This window comes from Pseudomonas sp. TE50-2 (genome assembly GCF_040813665.1).
Taxonomy (GTDB): domain Bacteria; phylum Pseudomonadota; class Gammaproteobacteria; order Pseudomonadales; family Pseudomonadaceae; genus Aquipseudomonas; species Aquipseudomonas soli.
Map to the genome: position 1 here is coordinate 4,700,599 of NZ_JBFNXN010000001.1, position 26,325 is coordinate 4,726,923.

The following is a 26,325-nucleotide window of genomic DNA, read 5'->3' on the forward strand; positions in this document are numbered from 1 at the left end:
CGCGGCCCTGGTGATCCCCGAACTGGGCCAATTGGCGATGATCCTGGCCATCTGCTTCGCCGCCGTGCAGGCCAGCGTGCCGCTGCTCGGCGCCTGGCGCGGCGACAGCCTGTGGATGGGCCTGGCGCGGCCGGCGGCCTGGGGGCAGTTCGCCTTCCTGGCCTTCGCCTTTGCCTGTCTCACCCACGCCTTCATGACCGACAACTTCTCGGTCGCCTATGTGGCCAGCAACTCCAACAGCGCCTTGCCCTGGTACTACAAGTTCAGTGCGGTGTGGGGCGCCCACGAAGGCTCGCTGCTGCTGTGGGCGTTGATCCTCGGCGGCTGGACCTTCGCCGTGTCGATCTTCTCGCGCCAGTTGCCCCAGGTGATGCTGGCCCGGGTACTGGCGGTCATGGGCATGATCAGCGTGGGCTTCCTGAGTTTCCTGATCATCACCTCCAACCCGTTCCAGCGTCTGCTGCCGCAGGTGCCGGGCGACGGTCGCGACCTCAACCCGTTGCTGCAGGACTTCGGCCTGATCGTCCACCCGCCGATGCTGTACATGGGCTACGTGGGCTTCTCGGTGGCTTTCGCCTTCGCCATCGCCGCGTTGCTCGGCGGGCGTCTTGACGCGGCCTGGGCGCGCTGGTCGCGGCCCTGGACCATCGTCGCCTGGGCCTTCCTCGGCGTCGGCATCACCCTCGGCTCGTGGTGGGCCTACTATGAACTGGGCTGGGGCGGCTGGTGGTTCTGGGACCCGGTCGAAAACGCTTCGTTCATGCCCTGGCTGGTGGGTACGGCGCTGATCCACTCGCTGGCGGTCACCGAAAAGCGCGGGGTGTTCAAGAGCTGGACCGTGCTGCTGGCCATCGCCGCGTTCTCCCTGAGCCTGCTGGGTACATTCCTGGTGCGTTCCGGTGTACTGACCTCGGTGCACGCGTTCGCCGCCGACCCTTCGCGCGGCATCTTCATCCTGTTCTTCCTGCTGTTCGTGGTCGGCGGCTCGCTGACCCTGTTCGCCCTGCGCGCCCCGGTGGTCAAGAGCCAGGTGGGCTTTGCCCTGTGGTCCCGTGAAACCCTGTTGCTGGCCAACAACCTGGTGCTGGTGGTGGCGGCGTCGATGATCCTGCTCGGCACGCTGTACCCGCTGGTGCTCGATGCCCTGACCGGGGCCAAGCTGTCGGTCGGCCCGCCGTACTTCGACGCCTTGTTCCTGCCGCTGATGGCGCTGCTGATGGTGGTGCTGGGTATCGGTGTGGTGGTGCGCTGGAAGGACACCCCCGGCAAGTGGCTGGCCGGCATGCTGACCCCGGTGCTGATCGGCAGCGCGGTGCTGGCGCCGGTCGCCGGGCTGATCGTCGATGATTTCGACTGGCCGGCCCTCAGCGTGTTCGCCCTGGCCGCCTGGGTGGTGCTGGCTGGCGTGCGCGACATCCTCGACAAGACCCGTCACAAGGGGCTGGTCAAAGGCCTGGCTGGGCTCAACCGCAGCTATTGGGGCATGCACCTGGCGCACCTGGGGCTGGTGGTCTGCGCCCTGGGCGTGGTGCTGTCGAGCAACAACAGCGCCGAGCGCGACCTGCGCATGGCGCCGGGCGAGAGCGTCGAGCTGGGCGGTTACCACTTCCTGTTCGAGGGCGCCAAGCACTTCGAAGGCCCGAACTTCATTTCTGACAAGGGCACTATTCGCGTTTCGCGCGACGGCCGCGAAGTGTCCGTGCTGCACCCGGAAAAACGCCTGTACACCGTGCAGCAGTCGATGATGACCGAGGCCGGCATCGACGCCGGTTTCACCCGCGACCTGTATGTCGCCTTGGGCGAGCCGCTGGAAAACGGCGCCTGGGCGGTGCGGGTGCATATCAAACCCTATGTTCGCTGGATCTGGCTGGGCGGTCTGCTGACCGGCCTGGGCGGCTTGCTGGCGGCCTTCGACCGGCGCTACCGCGTCAAGGTCAAGACCCGGGTGCGTGAGGCCCTGGGCGTGTCTGGAGCAACTGCATGAAGCGTTGGATCATGGTGGTGCCCCTGGCGGTGTTCCTGCTGGTGGCGGTCTTTCTCTACAAGGGGTTGTTCCTCAAGCCCGACGAACTGCCTTCGGCAATGATTGGCAAGCCATTCCCGGCGTTCTCCCTGGCGTCGGTGCAGAATGACCGCACCCTGACCCAGGCCGACCTGCTCGGGCACCCGGCGCTGGTCAACGTGTGGGGCACCTGGTGTCCGTCCTGCAAGGTCGAGCACCCCTACCTGAACCAGCTGGCCGAGCAGGGCGTGGTGATCCACGGGGTCAACTACAAGGACGACAATGCCGCCGCGCTGAAGTGGCTGGCCGAGTTCCACAACCCTTACCAGCTGAACATCGCCGACCAGCAAGGCACACTGGGCCTGGACCTGGGCGTGTATGGCGCGCCGGAAACCTTCCTGATCGACGCCAAGGGCATCATCCGCTACAAGCATGTCGGTGTGGTCGATGCCACGGTGTGGCGCGAGCAGCTGGCGCCGCTGTACCAGGGCCTGGTCGACGAGGCCAGGCCATGAAGCGCTGGCTTACTGCTGCCGTGCTTGGCCTGAGCCTGGCCGGGGTGGCCAAGGCCGCCATCGACACCTACCAGTTCCGCGACGACGCCGAGCGCGAACGCTACCAGCAACTGACCAAGGAACTGCGCTGCCCCAAGTGCCAGAACCAGGACATCGCTGATTCCAACGCACCGATCGCCGCCGACCTGCGCCGCGAGATCTTCCGCATGCTGGGTGAAGGCAAGAACAACCAGCAGATCGTCGATTTCATGGTCGATCGCTACGGCGACTTCGTGCGCTACAAACCGGCGCTCAGCGGGCGCACCTGGCTGCTCTGGTTCGGCCCGGGGATCCTCCTGGCCGGTGGTTTCGTGGTGTTGGCGGTGATCGTCCGCCGTCGCCGCGGGCAGGCTGTGGCCGGCAACACCGAACTGTCCGCCGACGAACGCGAGCGTCTGGCCAAACTGCTGGATAAAGAACGTACCCATGACTGAATTCTGGCTTAGCGCGGGCCTGCTGCTGCTCGCCGCCCTGGCTTTCCTGCTGCTGCCGATCCTGCGTGGCCACCGCCGCCAGCAGGCCGAACAAGACCGTACCGCCCTCAATGTGGCGCTCTACGAGGAGCGCGTCGCCGAACTGGCCGCCCAGCAGGCGGCCGGGGTGCTCGACGACCGGCAATTGGCCACGGGCCGTGACGAAGCCGCCCGCGAGCTGCTGGCCGACACCGAACGCGACGATGCGGTGCGCCAGGGCCGGCTGGGCAAGGCCATCCCACTGCTGGCAGCGGTGCTGGTACCGGTGATGGCCCTGGGGCTCTACCTGCACTTCGGCGCAGCCGACAAAGTCGAGTTGACCCAGGAGTTCGCCAGCGCGCCGCAGTCGATGAGCGAAATGACCACACGCCTGGAGCGCGCGGTGCAGGCCCAGCCGGATTCGGCCGAGGGCCTGTACTTCCTTGGCCGGGCCTATATGGCCGAGCAACGGCCGGCCGACGCGGCCAAGGCCTTCGAGCGTGCCGTGGCCCTTGCCGGGCGCCAACCCGAGCTGCTCGGGCAATGGGCCCAGGCGCTGTACTTCGCCGCCGACAAACAATGGTCGGCGCAACTGCAAGCGCTCACCGATGAAGCGCTGAAAGCGGACCCACGGGAAGTCACCAGCCTTGGCCTGCGTGGCATCGCTGCATTCGAGGGCGAACGCTTCCAGGAAGCCATCGACTTCTGGCAGCGCCTGTTGGCGCAACTGCCGGAGGGCGATGCCTCCCGTGCCGCGTTGCAGGGTGGCATCGATCGTGCCGCCGACAAGCTCAAGGCCGGCGGCGGCAAGGTCGCCGAGGCTGCGCGCCTGAAAGTGCGGGTCGAGCTGGGCGCGGCGCTCAAGGACAAGGTGCGCCCGGATGACACCGTGTTCATCTTCGCCCGCGCCAGCAATGGCCCGCCCATGCCGCTGGCGGCCAAGCGGGTGACGGTGGCGCAGTTGCCGATCGAAGTGGAGCTGTCGGATGCCGACGCGATGATGCCGCAGATGAAACTGTCGGACTTCACCGAAGTCCAACTGGTTGCCCGAGTCTCGCGCGCCGGCGTGCCGACCCGTGGCGAGTGGAAGGGCCAGAGTGCGCCACTGGCCACCACCACCCAGGCCACCCAGCACCTGACCATCGACAGCCCCGATTCGTAAGAGAGCAACCGTCATGAACAGCACCGTCCGCCTGACCCTGATCACCCTGGCCCTGGGTCTTTCCGCGTGTACGGTGCACCAGCCGGGCGAGCGTGAACCGCTGCCGCCGATCGAGACCACGCCGCCACCGCACCAGGGGCCGGTGGTCAAGCCACTGCCAGGTGGCCAGCCCGGTACCCAGCCGAACAAGCCGGCGGCGATTCCCAAGCCCATGCCCCGCACTTCTGCCAGCTTCGCGCCGCCGCCTGGTGGCGCCAGCCATTGGGATCCGAAGCTGGGGGTCTATGTGCTGGAGAAACAACCCAACACCTTCTACCGTCAGCGCACCTATTATCGCTGGAACAATGGCTGGAGCTGGTCGCTCAGCCCTAGCGGGCCTTGGCAGGAAACCGACAGCAGTGGCGTGCCGGGCGGCCTGGGCAGAGCGTTCGCGCAGTAGCGATTGTCTGGCGGGCTGGCATAATCCCCCTTCGCATACAACCGGAGGGTGGCATGAGCAAGACAGTCCTGGTGCTGGTGGAAACCGTCGATGACTACCTGCCGCTATTGGAGCAGGCGGGCTACCGCCTGATTCGCGCACCGTCGCCGCAGATGCGCGCCGACGCCATCGCCCGCCATGCCGGCGAGATCGACGCCGTGCTCACCCGCGGCCCGTTGGGCCTCACGGCCGACGAAATTGCCACTTTGACCCAACTCCAGATCATCTGCGTGATTGGCGCCGGCTACGAGCAGGTCGATCTCGAGGCCGCCGCAGCGCGCGGTATTACCGTTACCAATGGCGCTGGGGCAAACGCCGGTGCCGTCGCCGACCACGCCATGGCGCTGCTGCTGGCGCTGTTGCGCGATATCCCGCGTGCCGATGCCAGTACCCGGCGCGGCGAATGGAACCGGGTGATCAGCCCCTCGGTCAGCGGCAAGCGCCTGGGCATCATCGGCTTGGGCGCGGTCGGCCAGGCCATCGCCCGCCGTGCGAGCCAGGGGTTCGACATGAATGTCAGCTACCACAGCCGCACACCCCGCCGTGACCAAACGTACACCTGGTACGACAGCCCGTTGCACCTGGCCGCTGCCGTGGACATTCTGGTGGTCGCCACGCCCGGCGGCGCTGCTACCCGGCATCTGGTCGATGCTCCGGTGCTGGCGGCCCTGGGCGCCGACGGCTACCTGGTGAATATCGCGCGCGCCAGCGTCGTGGACACCCCGGCATTGGTCGCGGCGTTGGAGCAGCGCGTGATCGCGGGGGCCGCGCTGGATGTGTTCGATGATGAACCGGCAGTGCCCGCTGCGCTGAAGGCGCTGGGCAACACGGTGCTGACCCCGCATGTGGCCGGGCAGTCGCCGGAAGCCGCGCGCGACACCGTGACCCTGGTGCTGCGCAACCTGCAGGCGTTCTTTGCCGGCGAGCCGGTGCTGACCCCGGTTCGCGGTTGAATCCTTTTCGAGTCCGCCCGGCACTGCGCCGGGCTTGAGGAGCCTTTGCATGCAACTAGAGATCTTCCAGGTCGATGCCTTTTCGTCCACGCCTTTTGGCGGCAACCCTGCGGCGGTGATTCCCCTGCAACAGTGGCTGGCCGACGACGTTCTGCAGCGCATCGCCGAAGAGAACAACCTGTCCGAAACGGCTTACTTCGTGCGAAATGGCGAAGCGTTCGACCTGCGCTGGTTCACCCCTGCGGTGGAAGTCGACCTGTGTGGGCATGCGACATTGGCCGCGGCCTGGGTGCTGTTCGAGCAACTGGGGGAGCAGGCCGAGGTGCTGCGCTTCAATACCCGCAGCGGGGAGTTGCGGGTGAGCCGCAATGCCGATGGTCTGCTGGCGATGGATTTCCCGGCCAAGCAGCCGGTTGCCGTCGAGATTGCGCCGGGGTTGCTCGAGGCGTTGGGGTTGAGTGAGGCCCGGGCGTTGTACCGGACGGACGATTATGTGCTGGTGATCGACGATGCTTCGTTGATCGAAGGGCTCAAGCCGGATTTCGTTGCCTTGTCGTCATTCGATGTGCGGGGGATTGCAGTGACGGCGGCGGGACGGGGGTTCGATTTCGTCACGCGGTGGTTCGGGCCCAGGGTGGGCGTCAATGAGGACCCGGTGACCGGGTCGGCCCACACTTCGCTGGCGCCTTATTGGGCTGAGCGGCTGGGCAAAAACAGCTTGCGCTGCGAACAGGGTGGGGCGCGCAAGGGGCAGTTGCAGTGTGATGTGCCGGGGAATGGGCGAGTGATCATCAGTGGGCGAGGGGCGCTGTATCTGCGGGGTGTGATTTTTATTTGAGTGCCGCTGGCGGGCGGCCAATCGGCCTCCCGCTTTTTCCGCGAATTGGCCGTTTGCCCTTGGTGAGTCCGGGCTTAACCTGCAGGCAGATCCCTACAGGAGAAGCCCCATGCGATTTGTCCATTTCCCCGCGGCCCTGCTGACGCTCGGCCTGCTCGCCCCACTGTCGCTGGCCTGGGCCCATGGCGAAAAGCCTGATCAGGTCAGGATCCTCCAGGAGCAGCTCCCCACCAATTCCCCCGGCAACAAAGCCGTGATGCTCACGGTGAGCTATGCCCCTGGCGAGGCATCGCCCGGCCACTGGCATCCGGGTGCGGTCATGGCCTATGTGCTGGAAGGCGCGGTGACATCCAAGCTCAATGACGAACCGGAGAAGACCTACAAGGCTGGCGAATTCTGGTACGAGGCCCCGGGGACGGTGCACAGCGTCTCACGCAATGCCAGTAAAAACGCGCCAGCCAAGCTTCTGGTATGGAGCCTGGTAGAGGAGGGCAAACCGGTGACCGAGCCGTTGCCCAAGCGCTGAATCGCAGACAATAAAAAACCTCCACTGCTTGCGCATCTGGAGGTTTTCAGTGTTTGGCTCCGCGACCTGGACTCGAACCAGGGACCCAATGATTAACAGTCATTTGCTCTACCGACTGAGCTATCGCGGAATCTGCGCGTATCTTACTGCGTGTCTCGGGGAAGTCAAGCTTCCCCTAGACAATCAAGCAGTTACAGCACTTCTACGATGGCCTTGGTGACCACGTGGATGTTGCTCTGGTTCAGCGCGGCGACCGCGATGCGGCCAGTGTCCAGCGCGTAGATGCCGAACTCGTTCTTCAGGCGTGCCACTTGCTCAACGGTCAGGCCCGAGTAGGAGAACATGCCGCACTGGCGGCCGACAAAGCTGAAGTCACGCTTGGCGCCGTACTCGGCCAGCAGCTCGACCATCTGCTTGCGCATGCCGTGGATACGCTCGCGCATCTCGGCCAGCTCGGTTTCCCACATCTGGCGCAGCTCGGGGCTGTTGAGCACCGCGGCAACGATGCTGGCGCCGTGGGTCGGCGGGTTGGAGTAGGTGGTGCGGATAACCCGCTTGACCTGCGACAGCACGCGGGTGCTTTCGTCCTTCGAGGCGGTGACGATCGACAGCGCGCCGACACGCTCGCCGTACAGCGAGAACGACTTGGAGAACGAGCTGGAGACGAAGAACTCCAGGCCCGATTCGGCGAACAGGCGCACGGCGAAGGCGTCTTCGTCGATGCCGGCACCGAAGCCTTGGTAGGCCATGTCGAGGAACGGGATGTGGCCTTTGGCCTTGACCACTTCCAGCACGTTCTTCCAGTCGTCCAGCGACAGGTCGACGCCGGTCGGGTTGTGGCAACAGGCGTGCAGCACGATGACCGAGCCCGATGGCAGGCTGTTCAGGTCTTCGAGCATGCCGGCGCGGTTGACGTCTTGGCTGGCGGCATCGTAGTAGCGGTAGGTCTGTACCGGGAAACCGGCGCTCTCGAACAGGGCGCGGTGGTTTTCCCAGCTCGGGTCGCTGATGGCGACCACGGCACCCGGCTGCAGGCGCTTGAGGAAGTCAGCGCCGATCTTCAGCGCGCCGGTACCGCCGACGGCCTGCACGGTGACCACGCGGCCTGCGGCCAGCAACGGCGATTCGGCGCCGAAGATCAGCTTCTGCACGGCCTGGTCGTACTGGGCGATGCCGTCGATCGGCAGGTAGCCGCGGGAGGCGTGCTGGGCGGCACGGGCGGTCTCGGCCTCGATAACCGCGCGCAGCAGCGGGATGCGGCCTTCCTCATTGCAGTAGACGCCCACGCCCAGGTTCACCTTGTCGGTGCGTGGGTCGGCGTTGAATGCTTCGTTGAGGCCCAGGATAGGGTCGCGGGGTGCCAGCTCGACAGCGGAAAACAGGCTCATTGTTACCTTGGCTCTGAATAGGAGAGTGATAGGGTCGCCACGCTCCAGCCGAAGGCACTGAAGCGGTGCGCAAACGGGGAGTCAGTATAGTGATACCCACCGGTCACTGCGACAGTCTGGCGCAGCTTTTCCGGCTGTTTGCGCAAATATTTTTCGACCATTGGTCGAATTGCCCGGTCCATTGCCTTGAAGGGGCGAGGGTAGCACTTGAATCTGGCGCCCCGGGGGCGCATTTGGGTATAGACTACTGGCTAAATTTACAGTTGCCGCGACATCCACGAGGTCCGTCATGTCCGAGTTCCAGCTCGTCACCCGCTTCCAGCCGGCCGGCGATCAGCCCGAGGCCATCCGCCAGATGGTCGAGGGCATCGACGCCGGCCTTTCGCACCAGACCCTGCTCGGGGTGACCGGCTCGGGCAAGACCTTCAGTATCGCCAACGTCATCCAGCAGGTGCAGCGCCCGACCATGGTGCTGGCGCCGAACAAGACCCTGGCCGCGCAGCTGTACGGCGAGTTCAAGGCATTCTTCCCGAACAACGCCGTCGAATACTTCGTCTCCTATTACGACTACTACCAGCCGGAAGCCTACGTGCCGTCGTCGGACACCTTCATCGAGAAGGACGCCTCGATCAACGACCATATCGAACAGATGCGCCTGTCGGCGACCAAGGCGCTGCTGGAACGGCGCGACGCGATCATCGTCACCACCGTGTCGTGCATCTACGGCCTGGGCAGCCCCGAGACATACCTGAAGATGGTCCTGCACGTCGATCGTGGCGACAAGCTCGACCAGCGCGCCCTGTTGCGCCGCCTGGCCGACCTGCAATACACCCGCAACGAGATGGATTTTGCCCGCGCCACCTTCCGTGTGCGCGGCGACGTGATCGACATCTTCCCGGCCGAATCGGACCTCGAGGCCATCCGCATCGAGCTGTTCGACGACGAAGTGGAGAACATCGCCGCCTTCGACCCCCTCACCGGCGAGGTCATCCGCAAGCTGCCGCGTTTCACCTTCTACCCCAAGAGCCACTACGTGACCCCGCGGGAAACCCTGGTCGAGGCAGTGGACGGCATCAAGGAAGAGCTCAAGCAGCGCCTCGAGTACCTGCACGCGAGCAACAAGCTGGTCGAGGCCCAACGCCTGGAGCAGCGCACCCGCTTCGATCTGGAGATGATCCTCGAGCTGGGCTACTGCAACGGCATCGAGAACTACTCGCGCTACCTCTCCGGCCGTCCGGCCGGCGCGCCGCCGCCCACGCTCTACGACTACCTGCCGGATGACGCGCTGCTGGTGATCGACGAATCCCACGTCAGCGTTCCGCAGGTCGGCGCCATGTACAAGGGCGACCGTTCGCGCAAGGAAACCCTGGTGGAGTACGGCTTCCGCCTGCCGTCGGCACTCGACAACCGGCCCATGCGTTTCGATGAATGGGAGGCGGTCAGCCCGCAGACCATCTTCGTCTCGGCTACCCCCGGCCCCTACGAGGCCGAGCACGCCGGGCGGGTGGTGGAGCAGGTGGTGCGGCCGACCGGCCTGGTCGACCCGCAGGTCGAGGTGCGCCCGGCACTGACCCAGGTCGACGACCTGCTGTCGGAGATCGGCAAGCGCGTCGCCCTGGGCGAGCGGGTGCTGGCCACCACGCTGACCAAGCGCATGGCCGAGGACCTCACCGACTACCTGGCCGACCACGATGTGCGGGTGCGCTACCTGCACTCGGACATCGACACCGTCGAGCGCGTGGAGATCATCCGCGACCTGCGCCTGGGTACCTTCGACGTGCTGGTGGGGATCAACCTGCTGCGCGAGGGCCTGGACATGCCCGAGGTGTCGCTGGTGGCGATCCTCGACGCCGACAAGGAAGGCTTCCTGCGCTCGGAGCGCTCGCTGATCCAGACCATCGGCCGCGCCGCGCGTAACCTCAACGGCAGGGCGATTCTCTACGCCGACAACATCACCGGCTCCATGCAGCGCGCCATCGACGAGACCGAGCGGCGCCGCGAGAAGCAGGTCGCCTTCAACCAGGCCAACGGCATCGTGCCCAAGGGCGTGGTCAAGGACATCACCGATATCCTCGAAGGCGCCACCGTGCCTGGAGCCCGCAGCAAGAAGCGCAAGGGCATGGCCAAGGCGGCGGAGGAGGCCGGGCGCTACGAGGTCGAGCTGCAGACCCCGGCGCAGATCACCAAGCGCATCAAGCAACTGGAAGAGAAGATGTTCCAGTTCGCCCGCGACCTGGAGTTCGAAGCCGCGGCGCAATTGCGCGACGAGATCGGACAGTTGCGCGAGCGCTTGCTGGCCAGTTGATGGATCAGGGTGTTACTTCTGTGGGAGACAGGGGCCGCTTCGCAGCCCATTCGCCGGCAAGCCGGCTCCCACAGGGTTTGCGCAAGTTTGGGTAAATACCTTGAAATCGACGCGGTCGGTGTGGGAACCGGCTTGCCGACGATGGGGCGGGTAGCGCCCCCTCAATGTGCTTCGCCGGCCTTCAACCCCTGCGGCAGCTTGCGCGTCAACAGCACCGCCAGCATGCTCACCACCAGGCCGATGCCGACGAAGTGGAAGGCATCGTTGTAGGCCATGATCAGGGCCTGCTGGTGGGTGATCTCCGACAGCTTGCCCAGTGCCGCATTGTCGCTGCCCAAGCGTTCGGCCAGTTGCGCCAGGCGTTCGGCGACCTGCGGATTGTTCGGCACCACCGCCTCGCGCAAATAGTCGAAATACACTTTGGTCCGCGCATCCAGCAGCGTCGCCAGCAGGGCGATGCCGATGGCGCCGCCAAGGTTGCGCAGGATATTGAACAGGCTCGACGCCGACCCCGCGTCCTGCGGCTGGATATAAGCGGTGGCGATCAGCGAGATGGTCACCATGATCATCGGCTGGCCGAGGGCGCGGATTACCTGGATCTGGTTGAACTGCGGGCCGGCAAAATCCGGGTTGAGCACGCCGGAGCCGAAACTGGCGGCGCCGAACAGGCAGAAGCCCAGGGCGCACAGCACCTTGGGCGGGATCACCTTCATCAGCTGCGGCACCAGCGGGATCAGGAACAGCTGCGGTACGCCCATCCACATGATCACCTTGCCGATCTGCAGGGCGTTGTAGCCCTGCACCTGCGCCAGATAGAGCGGCAGCAGGTAGATCGAACCATACAGGCCGACGCCCATGCCCAGGCTGGCGATGCTCGACAGGCCGAAGTTACGGTTGCCGAGGATGCGCAGGTTGATCAACGGGTGCGGCCGGGAGAACTGCAGGATCACGAACAGGATCAGGGCGAGCAGGGCGACGGTGCCCAGACTGACGATCAGGCTCGACTCCAGCCAGTCCTTGCGATGGCCTTCCTCGAGAAACACCTGCAGGCAGCCCAGGCCCAGGCCGAGGGTGACGATGCCGGCGTAGTCGGTGCTCTTGAGCAGTTCCCAGTGCGCTTCCTTCTTCTCCAGCCCGTAGAGCAGCCCGGCGATCATCAGCAGCCCCGGCGGGATGTTGATGTAGAAGATGTATTCCCAGCCCCAGTTCTCGGTCAGCCAGCCGCCCAGAGCCGGGCCGATGGATGGGGCAAAGGTGGCGGTCATGGCGAACATGGCCATGCCCTTGGCGCGGTGGTGCTCGGGTAGCTTGATGAGCGTCAGGGTGAAGGCCAGCGGGATCAGCGCGCCGCCGGTGAAACCCTGCAGGGCGCGGAACACGATCATGCTCTCGAGGTTCCAGGCCATCGAGCACAACAGCGACGACAACAGGAAGCCCAGCGACACCCACACCGCCAGGCGTCGGGCCGAGAGCAACTGCACCAGCCAGGCGGTCAGCGGGATCATGATGATCTCGGCCACCAGGTAGGAGGTGGAGATCCACGAGCCTTCCTCCAGGGTCGCCGACAGCGCGCCCTGGATGTCCTTGAGCGAGGAATTGGTGATCTGGATGTCCAGCACCGCCATGAACGCGCCGAGCATCACGCTCATCACCGCGATCCAGTCGCGGCGGGTCGGCTCGGCGGTGGGGCGCAGCAGCGCGTCACCGGCCATGCTGGTCGTCGTCTTCGCCACGCAGGTCGACGGTAACGGTAACCGACATGCCTGGGCGGATGCGGCCGTGCAGCGGGTTGTCCGCGGCGAAGGTCAGCTTGACCGGCAGGCGCTGCACGACCTTGGTGAAGTTGCCGGTGGCGTTGTCCGGCGGCAGCAGGCTGAACTGCGCGCCGGAGGCGGCGAACAGGCTGTCGACACGGCCTTCGATCGGGGTGTCGGGGTAGCTGTCGAACACCAGCTCGGCGCGTTGGCCGGGGTGCATCCTGCCGATCTGGGTTTCCTTGAAGTTGGCCTGTACCCAGATGTCCTCGTCGGGGACGATCGACAGAAAGTAGGCACCGGCCTGCACCACCTGACCGTTGCGTGCGTTGCGCTGGCCGATGGTGCCGCTGATCGGCGCGTGGATCTCGCAGCGGGTCAGGTTCAGCTCGGCCTGGGCCAGGTCGGCGCGGGCATTGGCGATCTGCGCGTCGAGGCGCTTGAGTTCGGCGGCCAGGGCGTCGACCTGCTGGCGCTGGCCCTTGAGGTCGGCCTGGGCCTTGTCCACCTGGGAGCGGGCGACATGGCTTTCGGCCGACAGGGTTGTCACTCGCTCTTCGGAGACGAACCCAGGTTTGCGCAGGGCCTGGGCGCGGTTCAGGTCCAGTTGCGAGCGGTCGAGAGTGGCCTGGTTGGCGGCAACCTGGGCCTGGCCCGCCGCGATCAGGCTGCCTTGCTGGGTCAGGCGGCTGCGCGCCTGGGCGAGTTCGGCTTCCCGGCTGGCCAGGGCGGCGCGGGCACGTTCGACGGCCAGCTCGAAGTCGGCGGCTTCCAGGCGCACCAGCACGTCGCCTTTGCTCACGTGCTGGTTGTCCTCGACCCGCACCTCGTCGATACGCGCCCCCAGCTGGCTGGAGATACGCGTGATCTCGCCCTGCACATAGGCGTTGTCGGTGCTTTCGTAGAAGCGTCCCTTGAAGTACCAGTGGGCCAGGAAGGCGAGGCCGACCAGCAGCACCAGGGTGATGAAGATCAGCAAGCGACGTTTGAGTGGGCTAGGCATGGGGGCATTCGTTGCAAAAGTGTAAGCAAATTTAACAGCGGCCGACGGCAAGGTCACAAGTGACGATAGCGCCATTGCTGGAGCCCGATGCCCGCTCCCTGCTAACATCGCGCCTTTGTTTCTCTTCGTTCGAGACTCTCAATGACCACCGTTCGCACGCGTATTGCGCCATCGCCCACCGGCGACCCCCATGTCGGCACCGCCTACATCGCCCTGTTCAACTACTGCTTCGCCAAGCAGCACGGCGGTGAGTTCATCCTGCGTATCGAAGACACCGACCAGTTGCGCTCCACCCGCGAGTCGGAGCAGCAGATCTTCGACGCACTGCGCTGGCTCGGCATCGAATGGAACGAGGGCCCGGACGTCGGCGGCCCGCACGGCCCGTACCGGCAGAGCGAGCGCGGCGAGATCTACGCCAGATATGCCAAGGAACTGGTTGATGCCGGCCACGCCTTCTACTGCTTCTGCACCGCCGAAGAGCTGGAACAGATGCGTGCCGAGCAGATGGCCCGCGGCGAAACCCCGCGCTATGACGGCCGCGCCCTGTTGCTGAGCGACGAGGAAGTGCAGCGCCGCCTGGCCGCTGGCGAGCCCCACGTGATCCGCATGAAGGTGCCGAGCGAAGGCATCTGCGTGGTCCCGGACATGCTGCGTGGCGATGTCGAGATTCCATGGGATCGCATGGACATGCAGGTGCTGATGAAGAACGACGGCCTGCCGACGTACTTCCTGGCCAACGTGGTCGACGACCACCTGATGGGCATCACCCATGTGCTGCGTGGTGAAGAGTGGCTGCCATCGGCGCCCAAGCTGATCAAGCTGTACGAGTACTTCGGCTGGGAGCAGCCCAAGCTGTGCTACATGCCGCTGCTGCGCAACCCGGACAAGAGCAAGCTGTCCAAGCGCAAGAACCCGACCTCGGTGACCTTCTACGAGCGCATGGGTTTCATGCCCGAAGCCATGCTCAACTACCTGGGCCGCATGGGCTGGTCGATGCCGGACGAGCGCGAGAAGTTCTCGCTGGCCGAGATGGTCGAGCACTTCGACCTGTCGCGCATCTCCCTGGGCGGGCCGATTTTCGACATCGAGAAGCTGTCGTGGCTCAACGGCCAGTGGCTGCGTGAACTGCCGGTGCAAGAGTTCGCCGCGCGCGTGCAGAAGTGGGCGTTCAACAGCGACTACATGATGAAGATCGCCCCGCACGTCCAGGGCCGGGTCGAAACCTTCAGCCAGGTCGCCCCGCTGGGTGGCTTCTTCTTCGAAGGCGCGCTGAAGCTCGACGCCAAACTGTTCGAGAGCAAGAAACTGTCGGCCGACCAGGTGCGCCAGGTGATGCAGCTGATCCTGTGGAAGCTGGAAAGCCTGCGTCAGTGGGAAAAGGACCGCATCACCGCCTGCATCCAGGCCGTGGTCGAGTCGCTTGAGCTCAAGTTGCGCGACGCCATGCCGCTGATGTTCGCTGCCATCACCGGCCAGGCCAGCTCGGTGTCGGTGCTCGACGCCATGGAAATCCTCGGCCCCGACCTGACCCGCTACCGTCTGCGCCAGGCCATCGACCTGCTCGGCGGCGTGTCGAAGAAGGAAAACAAGGAGTGGGAAAAGCTGCTGGCGAACATCGCCTGATCCAGGCTTTTCCAGCCATGTGAGAGCGAGCTTGCCCCGCGATTGCGATGTCGGATTCATGACCGCCATCGCGGGACAAGCCCGCTCCCACGGGCCGCACTCCTCGCAGAGGGGCAGGGCAGGGCGGTAAGTGATTGTTATCTGTGAAAAAATTTTTGAATATTTTCGAAAATTCGTTTGACAGCCTTGCAATCCGATCTTAATATGCGCCCCGTCCACAGCGATGAACGAAAACGAAACGCCAGGCACCCAGCCAGCGCTTCGGTTCAAAGCGACATTGTGGGGCTATAGCTCAGCTGGGAGAGCGCCTGCATGGCATGCAGGAGGTCAGCGGTTCGATCCCGCTTAGCTCCACCAAATTCCGCTTGATGGCCAAGGCCGTCAGGCAAGACCGGTTCCAGCGAACGGGTCTTGAAGGTAAGAAGGTTCGTCCCCTTCGTCTAGTGGCCTAGGACACCGCCCTTTCACGGCGGTAACAGGGGTTCGAGTCCCCTAGGGGACGCCAGTTTTGCACAAGCGATGTTGCATGATGTCGCTGGGCCGAGAGGCTAGAAATCCGGGGCTATAGCTCAGCTGGGAGAGCGCCTGCATGGCATGCAGGAGGTCAGCGGTTCGATCCCGCTTAGCTCCACCAATTTTGCCGCGATTCGCGAAAGCGGGTCGGCACGAAGGTTACGTCCCCTTCGTCTAGTGGCCTAGGACACCGCCCTTTCACGGCGGTAACAGGGGTTCGAGTCCCCTAGGGGACGCCACTTTTACCCGCGTTTTGCGGGAGTTGAAAGGCTCATCATCCAGATCGGTGAGTCTTTTGTTTTACTCGGGGCTATAGCTCAGCTGGGAGAGCGCCTGCATGGCATGCAGGAGGTCAGCGGTTCGATCCCGCTTAGCTCCACCAATTCGCCACGATTCGCAACAGCGGGTCGGTACGAAGGTTAAAGTCCCCTTCGTCTAGTGGCCTAGGACACCGCCCTTTCACGGCGGTAACAGGGGTTCGAGTCCCCTAGGGGACGCCAATTTTTTACCTGCGTTTTGCAGGACTTATAAGGCTCATTCGCTTATTGAATGGGCCTTTTGTTTTTTCTGCCTTCCAAAAAATCCAGCTGTGCCGATCAATGGTCACAGATTCTGCTTGCCAGGAAATATTATGAGCATAATATGTCGATCATAATATTTAGAGGTGGGCCATGAGCGACAAGAAGAGCAAGACCCGCCAACGCATCCTCGATGCGGCGCGCAGCGCACTGGTCCAGCAGGGTCCGGCCGATCCGAGCGTAAGCCAGGTCATGGGCGCCGCGGGGCTGACGGTCGGCGGCTTCTATGCCCACTTCGACAGCAAGGACGAGCTCATGCTCGAAGCCTTCAGCCAGCTGCTCGCCGAACGCCGTGCCTTGCTCGCCCAGCTCGATCCAGCCCTTGACGGTGCCGAGCGTAGGGCCTTGGTCGCGGCCTTCTACCTGTCGCGCAAGCACCGCGATACCGAGGTGCAGGCCTGCCCGATTCCCAATGCGCTGAGCGAAATGCAGCGCTTGCCCGACGCCTTCCGTGACGTGCTGGCCGAACACATCGAGCTGATGACCGCGCAAATGGTCGATCGTCCCGAGGACATCGACAAGGCGCTCGCCGATTTCGCCCTGATGGTTGGCGGCCTCGCCGTGGCCCGCGCCCTGGGCGACGGCGAGTTGTCCGACCGGATACTGCGTGCCGCCAAGTCGGCGGTGATCTGAGCAACCTGACCCTGGAGCAAGGCGATGACTACCCTGAGCTGGATTCGTGGCGTCAATGGCACCCTCGGCCACCTGGCCCCTGAACATGTCGCCGGCAAGATGCGCCGCGCCTTCATGACCCCGCGCAACCTGCCGCCCAAACCGTGGGAGCTGCCGCTGCTGGCCAGGGCCGAGCGCATCACCTTGCGCTTCGGTTTGTCGGCGTTGCGCTGGGGGCAGGGGCCGACGGTATTGCTGATGCATGGCTGGGAAGGGCGCCCCACCCAGTTCGCGGCGCTGATCGAGCGGCTGGTGGACAGCGGCCTTACCGTGGTGTCGCTGGAAGGGCCAGCACACGGGCGCTCGCCCGGCGAGCAGGCGCATGTGGTGGCGTTTGCCCGCGCGTTGCTCGAGGCTGCCGCCGAACTGCCGCCGCTGCGCGCGGTGATCGGACACTCGATGGGCGGCGCCAGCCTGTTGCTGGCGCTGCAGTGGGGGCTGCGCACCGATGCGGCGGTGAGTATTGCCGCCCCGGCCCGTTTGCTCGGCGTGCTGCGGGGTTTTGCCCGGCGACTGGGCTTGCCGGCCCGGGCCCGGGCCGCGTTCATCCGCCAGGTGGAGCGCGATGTTGGCGTGCAGGTAGCGCGCCTGGATGTCAGTGCCTATCAACTGGATGTGCCGGGCCTGGTGGTGCATGCCGAGGACGATCCCGTAGTGCCTGCCAGCGAGGCACCGCTGATTCATCAGGCCTGGTTCGACAGCCGCCTGCTGCTGCTGGAGGAGGGCGGTCATCAGCGGGTGCTGGCCGATCCGCGCCTGGGCCAGGCGGTGATCGAGCTGCTCGCACGCTCCACCGAGCGGGCGCGGCAAAGCGCCTGAGCATCCGGTACACTCTGCCCGTTCACTGAAAACCAGGAGCAGGCATGAGCTGGGATCTGGCGGCACCATTCATCATCGACCTTCGCGTCGGCAGCGAGGATATCGACGGCCTCGGCCACGCCAACAACGCCGTCTACGTCACCTGGCTGGAGCGCTGCGCCTGGCGCCATTCCCAGCGTCTGGGGCTGGACCTGGCCGAGTATCGTCGGCTGGACCGGGCCATGGCGGTGGTCCGCCATGAAATCGACTACCTCGCCGCCGCCTATGAGGACGACGAGCTACAACTGGCCACCTGGATCATCGATTGGGACCAGCGCCTGCGCATGACCCGGCGCTTCCAGCTCAAGCGCCCGAGCGACGGCGTGACCTTGCTGCGGGCACAGACCACCTTTGCCTGCATCGAGCTGTCCAGCGGCAAGCCCAGGCGCATGCCGGCGGAATTCATCGACGGCTACGGCCCGGCGCTGACCGGCAGCTGACGGCTGGCGGAAGTTTGCTAGACTGCCGCCTTTTTCGTGGCGAGACCCTGAAATGCAAATTGCCCTGGCCCCCATGGAGGGGCTGGTCGACAACATCCTGCGCGACGTCCTGACCCGTGTGGGCGGTATCGATTGGTGCGTCACCGAGTTCATCCGCGTCTGCGACCGCCTGCTGCCGGCCTCTTCGTTCGACAAGCTGGCGCCGGAGTTGCGCCAGGGTGCCCGTACCGCCGCTGGCGTGCCGATGCGTGTGCAATTGCTCGGCTCCGACCCGGTATGCCTGGCTGAAAACGCGGCGCTGGCCTGCGAGCTGGGCGCGCCGGTGATCGACCTGAACTTCGGTTGCCCGGCCAAGACCGTCAACAAGTCGCGGGGCGGGGCGGTGCTGCTCAAGGAGCCGGAGCTGTTGCATGCCATCGTCCGTGAAGTGCGCCGGGCGGTGCCGGCACATATCCCGGTGACCGCGAAGATGCGCCTGGGCTACGACAGCCCCGATGGTGCCCTGGACTGCGCCACGGCGCTGGCCGAGGGCGGCTCGGCGCATCTGGTGGTGCATGCGCGGACCAAGGTCGAGGGCTACAAGCCGCCGGCCCACTGGGAATGGGTGGCGCGGGTGCAGGATGTGGTCAAGGTGCCGGTGTTCGCCAATGGCGAGATCTGGACTGTCGACGACTGGCGGCGTTGCCGCGAGGTCAGCGGTGCGCAAGACATCATGCTGGGGCGCGGGCTGGTGTCGCGCCCGGACCTGGCCCTGCAGATCGCAGCGGCCCGCGATGGCGTCGAGTACCAGCCGATGAACTGGGAGGAGCTGCTGCCGCTGCTGCGCGAGTTCTGGCGCCAGGCCCAGGACAAGCTGTCGCCACGCTACGCCCCGGGGCGGATGAAGCAGTGGCTGGCGATGCTGACCCGCGGTTATCCCGAGGCGGTGGCATTGTTCGCCGAGTTGCGTCGGGAGGATGACTGCCAGCGCATCAGCGGCTTGCTGGGGATGCAGTTGCAGGACGTGGAGGCCTGTGTCGCCTGAGCCGGCCCCGCGCTGAGACCCAGCGCAGCGCAAATTTTTTCATGCCAGCCCTTGAAAGCATTTCGCCCGGACATATCTCTTGAGTACGCGATGCCGAAGTCGGGTCGCGTAGTGACTTAACTTGCTGAATCTCAGGAGTTCATGACCATGACTACCGCTTTCTCTCTCGCACCACTTTTCCGCAACTCCGTCGGTTTCGACCGCTTCAACGACCTGTTCGAAGCCGCCGCCCGTAATGAGGCGGGTAGCAGCTACCCACCCTACAACGTGGAAAAGCATGGCGATGACCACTACCGCATCGTGGTCGCCGCCGCCGGCTTCCAGGAGCAGGACCTCGACCTGCAGGTCGAAAAAGGCGTCCTCACCGTGACCGGTGGCAAGCGCGACAATGCCAGCGAAGGCGTCACCTTCCTGCACCAGGGCATCGCCCAGCGCGCCTTCAAGCTGTCGTTCCGCCTCGCCGACCACATCGAGGTCAAGGGCGCGGGCCTGGCCAACGGCCTGCTCAGCATCGAACTGCTGCGCATCGTGCCGGAAGAAGCCAAGGCCAAGCGTATCCCGATCAACGGCGACAAGCCGGCGCTGAACTGACTTCAGCGCAGTGAAGAAAGGGCACCTTCGGGTGCCCTTTTTGCGTTCTGCGGCGCATCCAGCCCTCAGTAATCCGCCGGTGCCTCCAGCAGGATCTGACGAAACTCCGGCAGCGGCAGTGGTCGGCTGTGCAGGTAGCCCTGGTACAGATGGCAGCCCTGGCGCTCGAGGAACTCCAGCTGCTCGGTCAGTTCCACGCCCTCGGCAATCACCGCGAGCTCCAGGCTGCGGGCCATGGCGACGATCGCGCGGACGATCTCGGCGTCGTTGGGGTCGACCGGCGCGTCGCGTACGAAGGTCTGGTCGATCTTCAAGGCATCCACCGGCAGACGCTTGAGGTAGGTGAGCGACGAATAGCCCGTGCCAAAGTCGTCCATGGCGAAGCTCACGCCATGGTGCTTGAGTTCGCGCATCTTGCTGATGGTGTCCTCCAGGTTCTGGATGACGATGCCTTCTGTGATCTCCAGCGTGAGCATGCGCCGGGGCAGGCGGTAGTCGTCGAGGCTGCGCAGCACCCGCTCGACGAAATCGTTCTGGCGGAACTGCCGTGGGCTGATGTTGACGCACAGGCTGAAGTCGTCGGCGTCGATCAGGCCGTCGGCGAGCATGCGCGCGCAGGCGTCGCAGGCTTCGTCAAGGATCCAGCTGCCAACCTCGAGGATCAAGCCGCTTTCTTCGAGAACCTGGATGAACTGCGCCGGAGGCTGCTGGCCCAGTTGCGGGTGGTGCCAGCGCAGCAGTACCTCGGCACCGACGATACGGTTGTCGCGGGCATCGACCTGGGGCTGGAAGTGCAGGGCCAGTTCACCCCGGGCCAGGGCCAGGCGCAGGTCGCTCTCCATGCGCAGGCGCTCGCTGGCGGCCTTCTGCATGGTGGTGTGGAACAACTGCGTGGTATTGCGCCCGGAGTCCTTGGCGCGGTACAGGGCGATGTCGGCACGCTTGAGCAGGTCGGCGGGGGTGGCGCCATGGTCGGGGATCAGCGCCACGCCGATGCTCGGCGTGACCTGCAGGCGCTGGCCGTCCAGCGACATCGGTTCGGCCAGCAGTTCGCGCAGGGTGTCAGCCAGTTCGCGCACCTTGTTTTCCACCTGCTCGCGGCTGCCTTCCAGGCCGCTGAGCAGCACCACGAATTCGTCGCCGCCCAGCCGCGCCACGGTGTCTTCCAGACGCACGCTGGCCTCGAGACGGGCGGTGATGATCTTCAGCACCGTGTCGCCCACCGGATGGCCGAGGGAGTCGTTGATGTGCTTGAAGTGGTCGAGGTCGAGGAACAGCAGGGCGCCACGCAGGTTGTGGCGCTTGAGCAGGGCGATCTGCTGGCTCAGGCGGTCCATCAGCAGGGCGCGGTTGGGCAGGTTGGTCAGCGGGTCGTGGTAAGCCAGGTGGCGGATCTGCGCCTGGGCGTTCTTCAGCAGGCTGACGTCGCGGGCGTTGATCAGCAGGCAATCGGTCTCGTTGAGGCTGATCGGCTCCACCGACACTTCCACGGTGAGGATGTCGCCGCGCTTGTTGCGCCCGAGCATCTCCCGGTGGTGCACCCGGCCGCGCTCGCGCAGCTCGTTGAGCAGGGCGGCGCGCTGCTTCTCGTCGGCCCAGATGCCGATTTCGTAGACCGTGCGGCCCACCACCTCCTCGGGGCTGTAGCCGGTCAGCCGGCTGAAACCGTCGTTGACCTCCACATAGCGCCCGCTGTGGCGCTCGGTGATGGTGATGGCGTCGGGGCTGGAGTGAAATGCCTTGGCGAACTTCTCCTCGCTGGCCTTGAGCGCCGCCTCGGCGCGCTGCTGCTGGGTGATGTCGCGCAGGGTGGTGACGCTGCACGGCTGGCTGTCGACGCTGATCAGGCGGCTGGAGATGACGCAGGTCAGCGGCGTGCCGTTGCGGTGATTGACCACCACCGCCACATTGCTCAGGGCCTGGTCGCGGATCACCCGTTCGATGCGCTGGGCGCGTTCGGCCGACTCGGCCCACAGGCCGATTTCCTCGGCGGTGTGGCCGAGGATCTGCTCCGGGGCCCAGCCGAAGGTCTGGCTGAAGGCCGGGTTGATCTCGATGAACTGGCCACTGTCCTGGCGGGTCACGCAGATCGGGTCGGGGCTGACCTGGAACAGGCTGGCGAATTTTTCCTCCGAGGCCGTCAGGCGCTGTTCACGCTCCACCTGGTCGGTGATGTCGAGCAGGGTGCCGGCCATGCGCAACGGGTTGCCCTGGTCGTCGCGGTACAGGCGGGCGCGGCTTTCGATATAGCGCGAGCTACCGTTGTCGAGCTGTACGCGGTAGGTGATCTGGTAATTGCCGGCCGGCCCTTCGCGCAGGCTGCGATAGGCCTGGCGCATGACGCTGCGTTCGTGCTCGGGGACGCCTTCGAAGAAGGCCTCGAACGATTCGTGGAAGGGCACCGGGTCCAGCCCGTGCAGTTGTGCCGCGCGGGCCGAGCCGTAGAGCATGCCGCTGGGGATGTGCCAGTCCCAGGTGCCCAGCTGGGCCGAGTCCAGGGCCAGGTCGAGCCGCTCCTGGCTGTCCTTGAGCGCCTGTTCGGCGCGTTTGCGCTCGGTGGTGTCGACGAAGGTACTGATCAGGTAGGTGACACCTTCGAGTTCGATGCCCTGGGTGCAGAGAATGCCATCGTGAATCTTGCCGTTGGTGGCGCGGAACTGCACTTCGAGGGTCAACGGGCCGCTACCGGCGCGGGTGGCCTCCAGCACCTGGTGACGTTGCTCGGGGTTTACCCATAGGCCCAGTTCCACACTGGTCTTGCCGACCACCTGGGCGCCCGGCCAGCCGAACATGTGCTCGAAGTGCTGGTTGACCTCGATGATCAGGCCGTCGTGGCGGCGGGTCAGGAGAATGGCGTTGGGGCTGAGATGGAACAGGGTGGCGAAGCGCTTCTCCGAATTGATCAGCGCGGTTTCGCGCTCGCGCTGGCGGCTGATCTCGCGGATCACCCCGATCATCTGCGGGCGACCATGGGGGTCGTGGGTCAGGCTGCCGTTGATCTCCAGCCAGTGCACGCTGCCATCGGGCCAGCGGATGCGATGGCGCATGGCCTGCTCGACCGGTTCGCCGTTGACCACGGCCTGGAACGCCTGGCGCGTACGGGCTCGGTCCTCCTCGGGCAGCAGGTCGAGGTAGTCGACGTCGTTGGGCAGCGGGCGTTGCGGGTCGAAGCCGAACAGCGCCTGGGTCCCCCGCGACCAGCTCACCCGGCCACTCTCGATGTCCCACAGCCAGGCGCCCAGGCGCGCGGCATTGAGCGCGGCCAGCAACTGGGGAGCGTTCTGCCAGGCCTGTTCCGACTCCTGGGGGTCGGCCGCGGGAATACGGGGCAGGCGCGGAAAGCGGTTTGCTGATTTGGGCATCGATACCAGACCTTTGGCGGAAAACGCGTCCTTGTGGAGAGAAATGCCTTGCCTGCGACCGGTCAGGCAACCCCGGCGTGGCTGTCGAGCAGTGCCATGAAGGCCCTGGCCGCATTCGATAGCGTGCGCTCCGTGTGCAATATGTAGCCTAGCTGGCGTGACAGCTGTATGCCGGGCAGGGCGATGGGCGCAACCTGCTCATCGAGCATAGTACGTGGCAGCACACTCCAGGCCAGGCCGATCGACACCATCATCTTGATGGTTTCCAGGTAGTTGGTGCTCATGGCGATGTTCGGCACCAGGCCCTGGCTTTCGAACAGGCGCTGGACGATGTGGTGGGTGAAGGTGTTGCCGCCGGGGAACACCGCCGGGTGGCGCGCCACGTCGGCCAGGCTGACCATGCCGTTGCTGGCCAGTGGGTGCTCGGGCGAGGCGACGAAGTCCAGGGCGTCGTTCCACACCGGCACCGCCCGCACCAGGTGGTGCGGTTCGGGTGCCAGGGTGATCACGGCGATTTCGGCACGACCATGCAGGACCTCGTCGTAGGCCGCCTCCGAGTCGAGGAACTGGATATCCAGGGCAACCGCGGGGTACTGGCGGGTGAAGGCGCGCAGCAGCGGCGGCAGGCGGTGCAGGCCGATGTGATGGCTGGTGGCCAGGGTCAGACGACCGCTCACCGCCCCGGTGAGGTTGGTCAGCGCGCGGCGGGTATCATCCAGTACATTGAGGATCTGGTAGGCACGAGGCAACAGGGCGCGGCCGGCCTCGGTCAGGGTGACCTCCCGGCCCAGACGGTCGAATAGACGCACGTCCAGTTGCTGCTCCAGGCCGGCAATTCGCTTGCTGATGGCCGGCTGGGTCAGGTGCAGGCGTTCGCCGGCCCCGGAAAAACTGCCGGTTTCGGCGATGGCGATGAAGGCGCTGAGATTGGCGAGGTCCATTCAGTTCGAATTCCTGATGGTTATGCAAAGTATAAAAATTATGAATTTGAGTTATTCAATCTATCGCCATAGCATCGTCCGTACAAGCCAAGGGGTCTTTGGCATAGAAAGACGCTGATGAGGAACAGTCTGATGGCTGGCAAAACGCTCTACGACAAACTCTGGGAAGCTCATGAGGTCAAGCGCCGCGATGACGGCTCGTCCTTGATCTACATCGACCGCCATATCATCCACGAAGTGACCTCGCCCCAGGCTTTTGAAGGCCTGCGCCTGGCCAGCCGCAAGCCGTGGCGCATCGATGCCAACATTGCCACCCCTGACCACAACGTACCGACCACGCCGGAGCGCAAGGGCGGTATCGAGGCCATCGCCGACCAGGTGTCGCGCCTTCAGGTGCAGACCCTCGATGAGAACTGTGACGAATATGGCATCGTCGAATTCAAGATGAATGACGAGCGTCAGGGTATCGTGCACGTGATCAGCCCGGAGCAGGGCGCGACCTTGCCCGGCATGACCGTGGTCTGCGGCGACTCGCACACCTCCACCCATGGCGCATTCGGCGCCCTGGCCCATGGCATCGGCACTTCCGAGGTCGAGCACGTGCTCGCCACCCAGTGCCTGGTGGCCAAGAAGATGAAGAACATGCTGGTGCGCGTCGAAGGCCAATTGCCCGCTGGCGTCACTGCCAAGGACATCGTCCTCGCCGTGATCGGCAAGATCGGCACCGCCGGCGGTAACGGCCACGCCATGGAGTTCGCCGGCAGCGCCATCCGCGAGCTGTCGATGGAAGGCCGCATGACCATCTGCAACATGTCCATCGAAGCCGGTGCCCGTGTGGGGCTGGTGGCTGTCGACGGCACCACCGTCGCCTATGTCGAAGGCCGTCCGTACGCGCCGAAGGGCGAGCAGTGGACGCAGGCCGTCGAGGCCTGGAAAGGCCTGGTGTCCGACGCCGACGCCGTGTTCGACACCGTGGTCGAGCTCGACGCCGCGCAGATCAAGCCGCAGGTCAGCTGGGGCACTTCGCCGGAGATGGTCCTGGCCGTCGACCAGCGCGTGCCGGACCCGGCAGCCGAGCCCGACCTGATCAAGCGCGGCTCGATCGAGCGCGCCCTCAAGTACATGGGCCTGGCTGCCAACCAGGCGATCACCGACATCCAGCTCGACCGCGTGTTCATCGGCTCGTGTACCAACTCGCGCATCGAAGACCTGCGCGCCGCCGCCGAGATCGCCAAGGGTCGCAAGGTCGCCGCCAACGTCAAGCAGGCGCTGGTGGTGCCGGGCTCGGGCCTGGTCAAGGCCCAGGCCGAGCGCGAAGGGCTGGACAAGATTTTCCTCGAGGCCGGCTTCGAGTGGCGTGAACCGGGCTGCTCGATGTGCCTGGCGATGAACCCGGACCGCCTGGAAAGCGGCGAGCACTGCGCGTCCACCTCCAACCGCAACTTCGAAGGTCGCCAAGGCGCCGGTGGCCGTACCCACCTGGTCAGCCCGGCCATGGCCGCCGCCGCCGCGGTGACCGGCCACTTCATCGATGTCCGCGAGTTGATCCAAGGGAGCGCAGCATGAAAGCCTTTACCCAGCACACCGGCCTCGTCGCGCCATTGGATCGTGCCAACGTCGACACCGACCAGATCATCCCCAAGCAGTTTCTCAAGTCGATCAAGCGCACCGGCTTCGGCCCCAACCTGTTCGACGAGTGGCGCTACCTGGACGTCGGCCAGCCTTACCAGGACAACAGCAAGCGCCCGTTGAACCAGGACTTCGTGCTCAACCATGCGCGCTACCAAGGTGCCAGCGTGCTGCTGGCGCGGGAGAACTTCGGTTGCGGCTCGAGCCGCGAGCATGCCCCGTGGGCACTCGACGAGTACGGTTTCCGCAGCGTGATCGCGCCGAGCTTCGCCGACATCTTCTTCAACAACAGCTTCAAGAATGGCCTGTTGCCGATCATTCTCGACGCCGCCGAGGTCGACGAGCTGTTCAAGCAGGTCGAGGCCAACCCGGGCTACCAGTTGACCATCGACCTCGACGCCCAGGCCGTGACCCGTCCGGACGGCAAAGTGCTGAAGTTCGAGATCGACGCGTTCCGCAAGCACTGCCTGCTCAACGGCCTGGACGATATCGGCCTGACCCTGCAGGACAGCGACGCGATCAAGGTGTTCGAGGGCAAGCACCGCGCCAGCCAGCCGTGGTTGTTCCGCGATTGATCGAAGGCCTCATCACCACGCGTGGAAGCGGGCTTGCCCCGCGATGAGGCCCGTTGGACACTGAGTTTATCGGCGCGCCGACAGGGCGCGCCGCTTGATTGGAT

At 65.1% G+C, this 26,325-nt stretch carries 22 protein-coding genes and 7 tRNA genes; 23 read left to right on the top strand and 6 right to left on the bottom strand.

Features of this window, described 5'->3' with window-relative positions; translation table 11 throughout:
* The first annotated feature begins 10 nt into the window (after positions 1-10).
* The 8 genes from AAHK21_RS21520 to AAHK21_RS21555 all read left to right on the top strand — a co-directional run bounded on the left by AAHK21_RS21520 (position 11) and on the right by AAHK21_RS21555 (position 6,965).
* A complete protein-coding gene (locus AAHK21_RS21520; RefSeq protein WP_367859017.1) occupies positions 11-1,984 on the top strand; it encodes a heme lyase CcmF/NrfE family subunit in 1,974 nt (657 codons plus the stop codon).
* The gene (locus AAHK21_RS21525) at positions 1,981-2,517 is read left to right on the top strand and encodes a DsbE family thiol:disulfide interchange protein (protein WP_367858278.1); all 537 of its coding nucleotides are present in this window, start codon (positions 1,981-1,983) and stop codon (positions 2,515-2,517) included. The genes AAHK21_RS21520 and AAHK21_RS21525 overlap by 4 nt, the downstream gene beginning before the upstream one ends.
* On the top strand, positions 2,514-2,990 hold the full coding sequence (locus AAHK21_RS21530) for a cytochrome c-type biogenesis protein (RefSeq protein ID WP_046854702.1): 477 nt from the start codon (positions 2,514-2,516) through the stop codon (positions 2,988-2,990). Before AAHK21_RS21525 ends, AAHK21_RS21530 begins: the two co-directional genes overlap by 4 nt.
* The gene (ccmI, locus tag AAHK21_RS21535) at positions 2,983-4,170 is read left to right on the top strand and encodes a c-type cytochrome biogenesis protein CcmI (protein ID WP_367858279.1); all 1,188 of its coding nucleotides are present in this window, start codon (positions 2,983-2,985) and stop codon (positions 4,168-4,170) included. The genes AAHK21_RS21530 and ccmI overlap by 8 nt, the downstream gene beginning before the upstream one ends.
* A 13-nt stretch (positions 4,171-4,183) precedes the next feature.
* On the top strand, positions 4,184-4,609 hold the full coding sequence (locus tag AAHK21_RS21540) for a hypothetical protein (RefSeq protein WP_367858280.1): 426 nt from the start codon (positions 4,184-4,186) through the stop codon (positions 4,607-4,609).
* A gap of 53 nt (positions 4,610-4,662) precedes the next feature.
* Entirely contained in the window at positions 4,663-5,601 is a 939-nt protein-coding gene (locus AAHK21_RS21545) for a 2-hydroxyacid dehydrogenase (RefSeq protein WP_367858281.1), read from the top strand.
* 49 nt (positions 5,602-5,650) lie between these two features.
* Positions 5,651-6,439, top strand: a complete 789-nt coding sequence (locus AAHK21_RS21550) for a PhzF family phenazine biosynthesis protein (RefSeq protein ID WP_111532663.1) — start codon at positions 5,651-5,653, stop codon at positions 6,437-6,439.
* Positions 6,440-6,548: 109 nt separating this feature from the next.
* Entirely contained in the window at positions 6,549-6,965 is a 417-nt protein-coding gene (locus AAHK21_RS21555; protein ID WP_367858282.1) for a cupin domain-containing protein, read from the top strand.
* A gap of 54 nt (positions 6,966-7,019) precedes the next feature.
* Here the strand turns inward: AAHK21_RS21555 and AAHK21_RS21560 are convergent.
* Positions 7,020-7,095 (bottom strand) — tRNA-Asn (locus tag AAHK21_RS21560).
* A gap of 61 nt (positions 7,096-7,156) precedes the next feature.
* A complete protein-coding gene (locus tag AAHK21_RS21565; protein ID WP_367858283.1) occupies positions 7,157-8,353 on the bottom strand; it encodes an amino acid aminotransferase in 1,197 nt (398 codons plus the stop codon).
* A gap of 289 nt (positions 8,354-8,642) precedes the next feature.
* On the opposite strand from AAHK21_RS21565, the gene uvrB reads away from it, so the two are divergent.
* Positions 8,643-10,658: an excinuclease ABC subunit UvrB gene (gene uvrB, locus AAHK21_RS21570; protein WP_102685436.1), complete on the top strand. Its 2,016-nt coding sequence runs from the start codon at positions 8,643-8,645 to the stop codon at positions 10,656-10,658.
* A gap of 161 nt (positions 10,659-10,819) precedes the next feature.
* Here uvrB and AAHK21_RS21575 read toward each other — a convergent pair whose 3' ends face one another.
* Both AAHK21_RS21575 and AAHK21_RS21580 read right to left on the bottom strand, forming a co-directional pair.
* Positions 10,820-12,310 carry an MDR family MFS transporter gene (locus tag AAHK21_RS21575; protein WP_172670923.1) on the bottom strand — a complete coding sequence of 497 codons (1,491 nt, stop codon included), beginning with the start codon at positions 12,308-12,310 and terminating at the stop codon, positions 10,820-10,822.
* A gap of 49 nt (positions 12,311-12,359) precedes the next feature.
* A complete protein-coding gene (locus tag AAHK21_RS21580; protein ID WP_367858284.1) occupies positions 12,360-13,415 on the bottom strand; it encodes an HlyD family secretion protein in 1,056 nt (351 codons plus the stop codon).
* A 141-nt stretch (positions 13,416-13,556) separates the two neighbouring features.
* Here AAHK21_RS21580 and gltX point away from each other — a divergent pair, with 141 nt between their 5' ends.
* The 12 genes from gltX (at position 13,557) to AAHK21_RS21640 (ending at position 19,714) form a co-directional block, all read left to right on the top strand.
* The gene (gene gltX, locus AAHK21_RS21585) at positions 13,557-15,038 is read left to right on the top strand and encodes a glutamate--tRNA ligase (protein ID WP_102685439.1); all 1,482 of its coding nucleotides are present in this window, start codon (positions 13,557-13,559) and stop codon (positions 15,036-15,038) included.
* 281 nt (positions 15,039-15,319) lie between these two features.
* Positions 15,320-15,395: transfer RNA gene (locus tag AAHK21_RS21590), tRNA-Ala, on the top strand.
* Positions 15,396-15,467: 72 nt separating this feature from the next.
* Positions 15,468-15,543 (top strand) — tRNA-Glu (locus tag AAHK21_RS21595).
* A 53-nt stretch (positions 15,544-15,596) separates the two neighbouring features.
* Positions 15,597-15,672, top strand: a tRNA-Ala gene (locus AAHK21_RS21600).
* A gap of 42 nt (positions 15,673-15,714) precedes the next feature.
* Positions 15,715-15,790: transfer RNA gene (locus AAHK21_RS21605), tRNA-Glu, on the top strand.
* A 67-nt stretch (positions 15,791-15,857) separates the two neighbouring features.
* Positions 15,858-15,933, top strand: a tRNA-Ala gene (locus tag AAHK21_RS21610).
* A gap of 42 nt (positions 15,934-15,975) precedes the next feature.
* Positions 15,976-16,051: transfer RNA gene (locus AAHK21_RS21615), tRNA-Glu, on the top strand.
* A gap of 171 nt (positions 16,052-16,222) precedes the next feature.
* The gene (locus AAHK21_RS21620) at positions 16,223-16,762 is read left to right on the top strand and encodes a TetR/AcrR family transcriptional regulator (RefSeq protein WP_367858285.1); all 540 of its coding nucleotides are present in this window, start codon (positions 16,223-16,225) and stop codon (positions 16,760-16,762) included.
* Positions 16,763-16,786: 24 nt separating this feature from the next.
* Positions 16,787-17,620: an alpha/beta fold hydrolase gene (locus AAHK21_RS21625; RefSeq protein ID WP_367858286.1), complete on the top strand. Its 834-nt coding sequence runs from the start codon at positions 16,787-16,789 to the stop codon at positions 17,618-17,620.
* A 44-nt stretch (positions 17,621-17,664) separates the two neighbouring features.
* The gene (locus AAHK21_RS21630; protein WP_023632910.1) at positions 17,665-18,099 is read left to right on the top strand and encodes a thioesterase family protein; all 435 of its coding nucleotides are present in this window, start codon (positions 17,665-17,667) and stop codon (positions 18,097-18,099) included.
* 52 nt (positions 18,100-18,151) lie between these two features.
* Positions 18,152-19,123, top strand: a complete 972-nt coding sequence (locus AAHK21_RS21635; RefSeq protein WP_367858287.1) for a tRNA dihydrouridine synthase — start codon at positions 18,152-18,154, stop codon at positions 19,121-19,123.
* A 147-nt stretch (positions 19,124-19,270) separates the two neighbouring features.
* Positions 19,271-19,714 (top strand): Hsp20 family protein, encoded by a 444-nt coding sequence (locus AAHK21_RS21640; RefSeq protein ID WP_046854716.1) that lies wholly within the window; start codon positions 19,271-19,273, stop codon positions 19,712-19,714.
* Positions 19,715-19,779: 65 nt separating this feature from the next.
* Here the strand turns inward: AAHK21_RS21640 and AAHK21_RS21645 are convergent, their stop codons facing one another.
* Entirely contained in the window at positions 19,780-23,076 is a 3,297-nt protein-coding gene (locus AAHK21_RS21645) for a PAS domain S-box protein (protein WP_367858288.1), read from the bottom strand.
* A 62-nt stretch (positions 23,077-23,138) separates the two neighbouring features.
* Positions 23,139-24,017 carry a LysR family transcriptional regulator gene (locus tag AAHK21_RS21650; RefSeq protein ID WP_367858289.1) on the bottom strand — a complete coding sequence of 293 codons (879 nt, stop codon included), beginning with the start codon at positions 24,015-24,017 and terminating at the stop codon, positions 23,139-23,141.
* A 132-nt stretch (positions 24,018-24,149) separates the two neighbouring features.
* Between AAHK21_RS21650 and leuC the strand changes: the two genes are divergently transcribed.
* The gene (gene leuC, locus AAHK21_RS21655; protein WP_046854719.1) at positions 24,150-25,583 is read left to right on the top strand and encodes a 3-isopropylmalate dehydratase large subunit; all 1,434 of its coding nucleotides are present in this window, start codon (positions 24,150-24,152) and stop codon (positions 25,581-25,583) included.
* A complete protein-coding gene (leuD, locus tag AAHK21_RS21660; protein WP_367858290.1) occupies positions 25,580-26,221 on the top strand; it encodes a 3-isopropylmalate dehydratase small subunit in 642 nt (213 codons plus the stop codon). Before leuC ends, leuD begins: the two co-directional genes overlap by 4 nt.
* Positions 26,222-26,325: the final 104 nt, after the last annotated feature.

Coding starts and splice junctions, on each gene's coding strand:
- AAHK21_RS21525 (WP_367858278.1), top strand. CDS start 1,981: ATGAAGCGTTGGATCATGGTGGTGCCCCTGGCGGTGTTCCTGCTGGTG.
- AAHK21_RS21530 (WP_046854702.1), top strand. CDS start 2,514: ATGAAGCGCTGGCTTACTGCTGCCGTGCTTGGCCTGAGCCTGGCCGGG.
- ccmI (WP_367858279.1), top strand. CDS start 2,983: ATGACTGAATTCTGGCTTAGCGCGGGCCTGCTGCTGCTCGCCGCCCTG.
- AAHK21_RS21540 (WP_367858280.1), top strand. CDS start 4,184: ATGAACAGCACCGTCCGCCTGACCCTGATCACCCTGGCCCTGGGTCTT.
- AAHK21_RS21545 (WP_367858281.1), top strand. CDS start 4,663: ATGAGCAAGACAGTCCTGGTGCTGGTGGAAACCGTCGATGACTACCTG.
- AAHK21_RS21550 (WP_111532663.1), top strand. CDS start 5,651: ATGCAACTAGAGATCTTCCAGGTCGATGCCTTTTCGTCCACGCCTTTT.
- AAHK21_RS21555 (WP_367858282.1), top strand. CDS start 6,549: ATGCGATTTGTCCATTTCCCCGCGGCCCTGCTGACGCTCGGCCTGCTC.
- AAHK21_RS21565 (WP_367858283.1), bottom strand. CDS start 8,353: ATGAGCCTGTTTTCCGCTGTCGAGCTGGCACCCCGCGACCCTATCCTG.
- uvrB (WP_102685436.1), top strand. CDS start 8,643: ATGTCCGAGTTCCAGCTCGTCACCCGCTTCCAGCCGGCCGGCGATCAG.
- AAHK21_RS21580 (WP_367858284.1), bottom strand. CDS start 13,415: ATGCCTAGCCCACTCAAACGTCGCTTGCTGATCTTCATCACCCTGGTG.
- gltX (WP_102685439.1), top strand. CDS start 13,557: ATGACCACCGTTCGCACGCGTATTGCGCCATCGCCCACCGGCGACCCC.
- AAHK21_RS21620 (WP_367858285.1), top strand. CDS start 16,223: ATGAGCGACAAGAAGAGCAAGACCCGCCAACGCATCCTCGATGCGGCG.
- AAHK21_RS21625 (WP_367858286.1), top strand. CDS start 16,787: ATGACTACCCTGAGCTGGATTCGTGGCGTCAATGGCACCCTCGGCCAC.
- AAHK21_RS21630 (WP_023632910.1), top strand. CDS start 17,665: ATGAGCTGGGATCTGGCGGCACCATTCATCATCGACCTTCGCGTCGGC.
- AAHK21_RS21635 (WP_367858287.1), top strand. CDS start 18,152: ATGCAAATTGCCCTGGCCCCCATGGAGGGGCTGGTCGACAACATCCTG.
- AAHK21_RS21640 (WP_046854716.1), top strand. CDS start 19,271: ATGACTACCGCTTTCTCTCTCGCACCACTTTTCCGCAACTCCGTCGGT.
- AAHK21_RS21645 (WP_367858288.1), bottom strand. CDS start 23,076: ATGCCCAAATCAGCAAACCGCTTTCCGCGCCTGCCCCGTATTCCCGCG.
- AAHK21_RS21650 (WP_367858289.1), bottom strand. CDS start 24,017: ATGGACCTCGCCAATCTCAGCGCCTTCATCGCCATCGCCGAAACCGGC.
- leuC (WP_046854719.1), top strand. CDS start 24,150: ATGGCTGGCAAAACGCTCTACGACAAACTCTGGGAAGCTCATGAGGTC.
- leuD (WP_367858290.1), top strand. CDS start 25,580: ATGAAAGCCTTTACCCAGCACACCGGCCTCGTCGCGCCATTGGATCGT.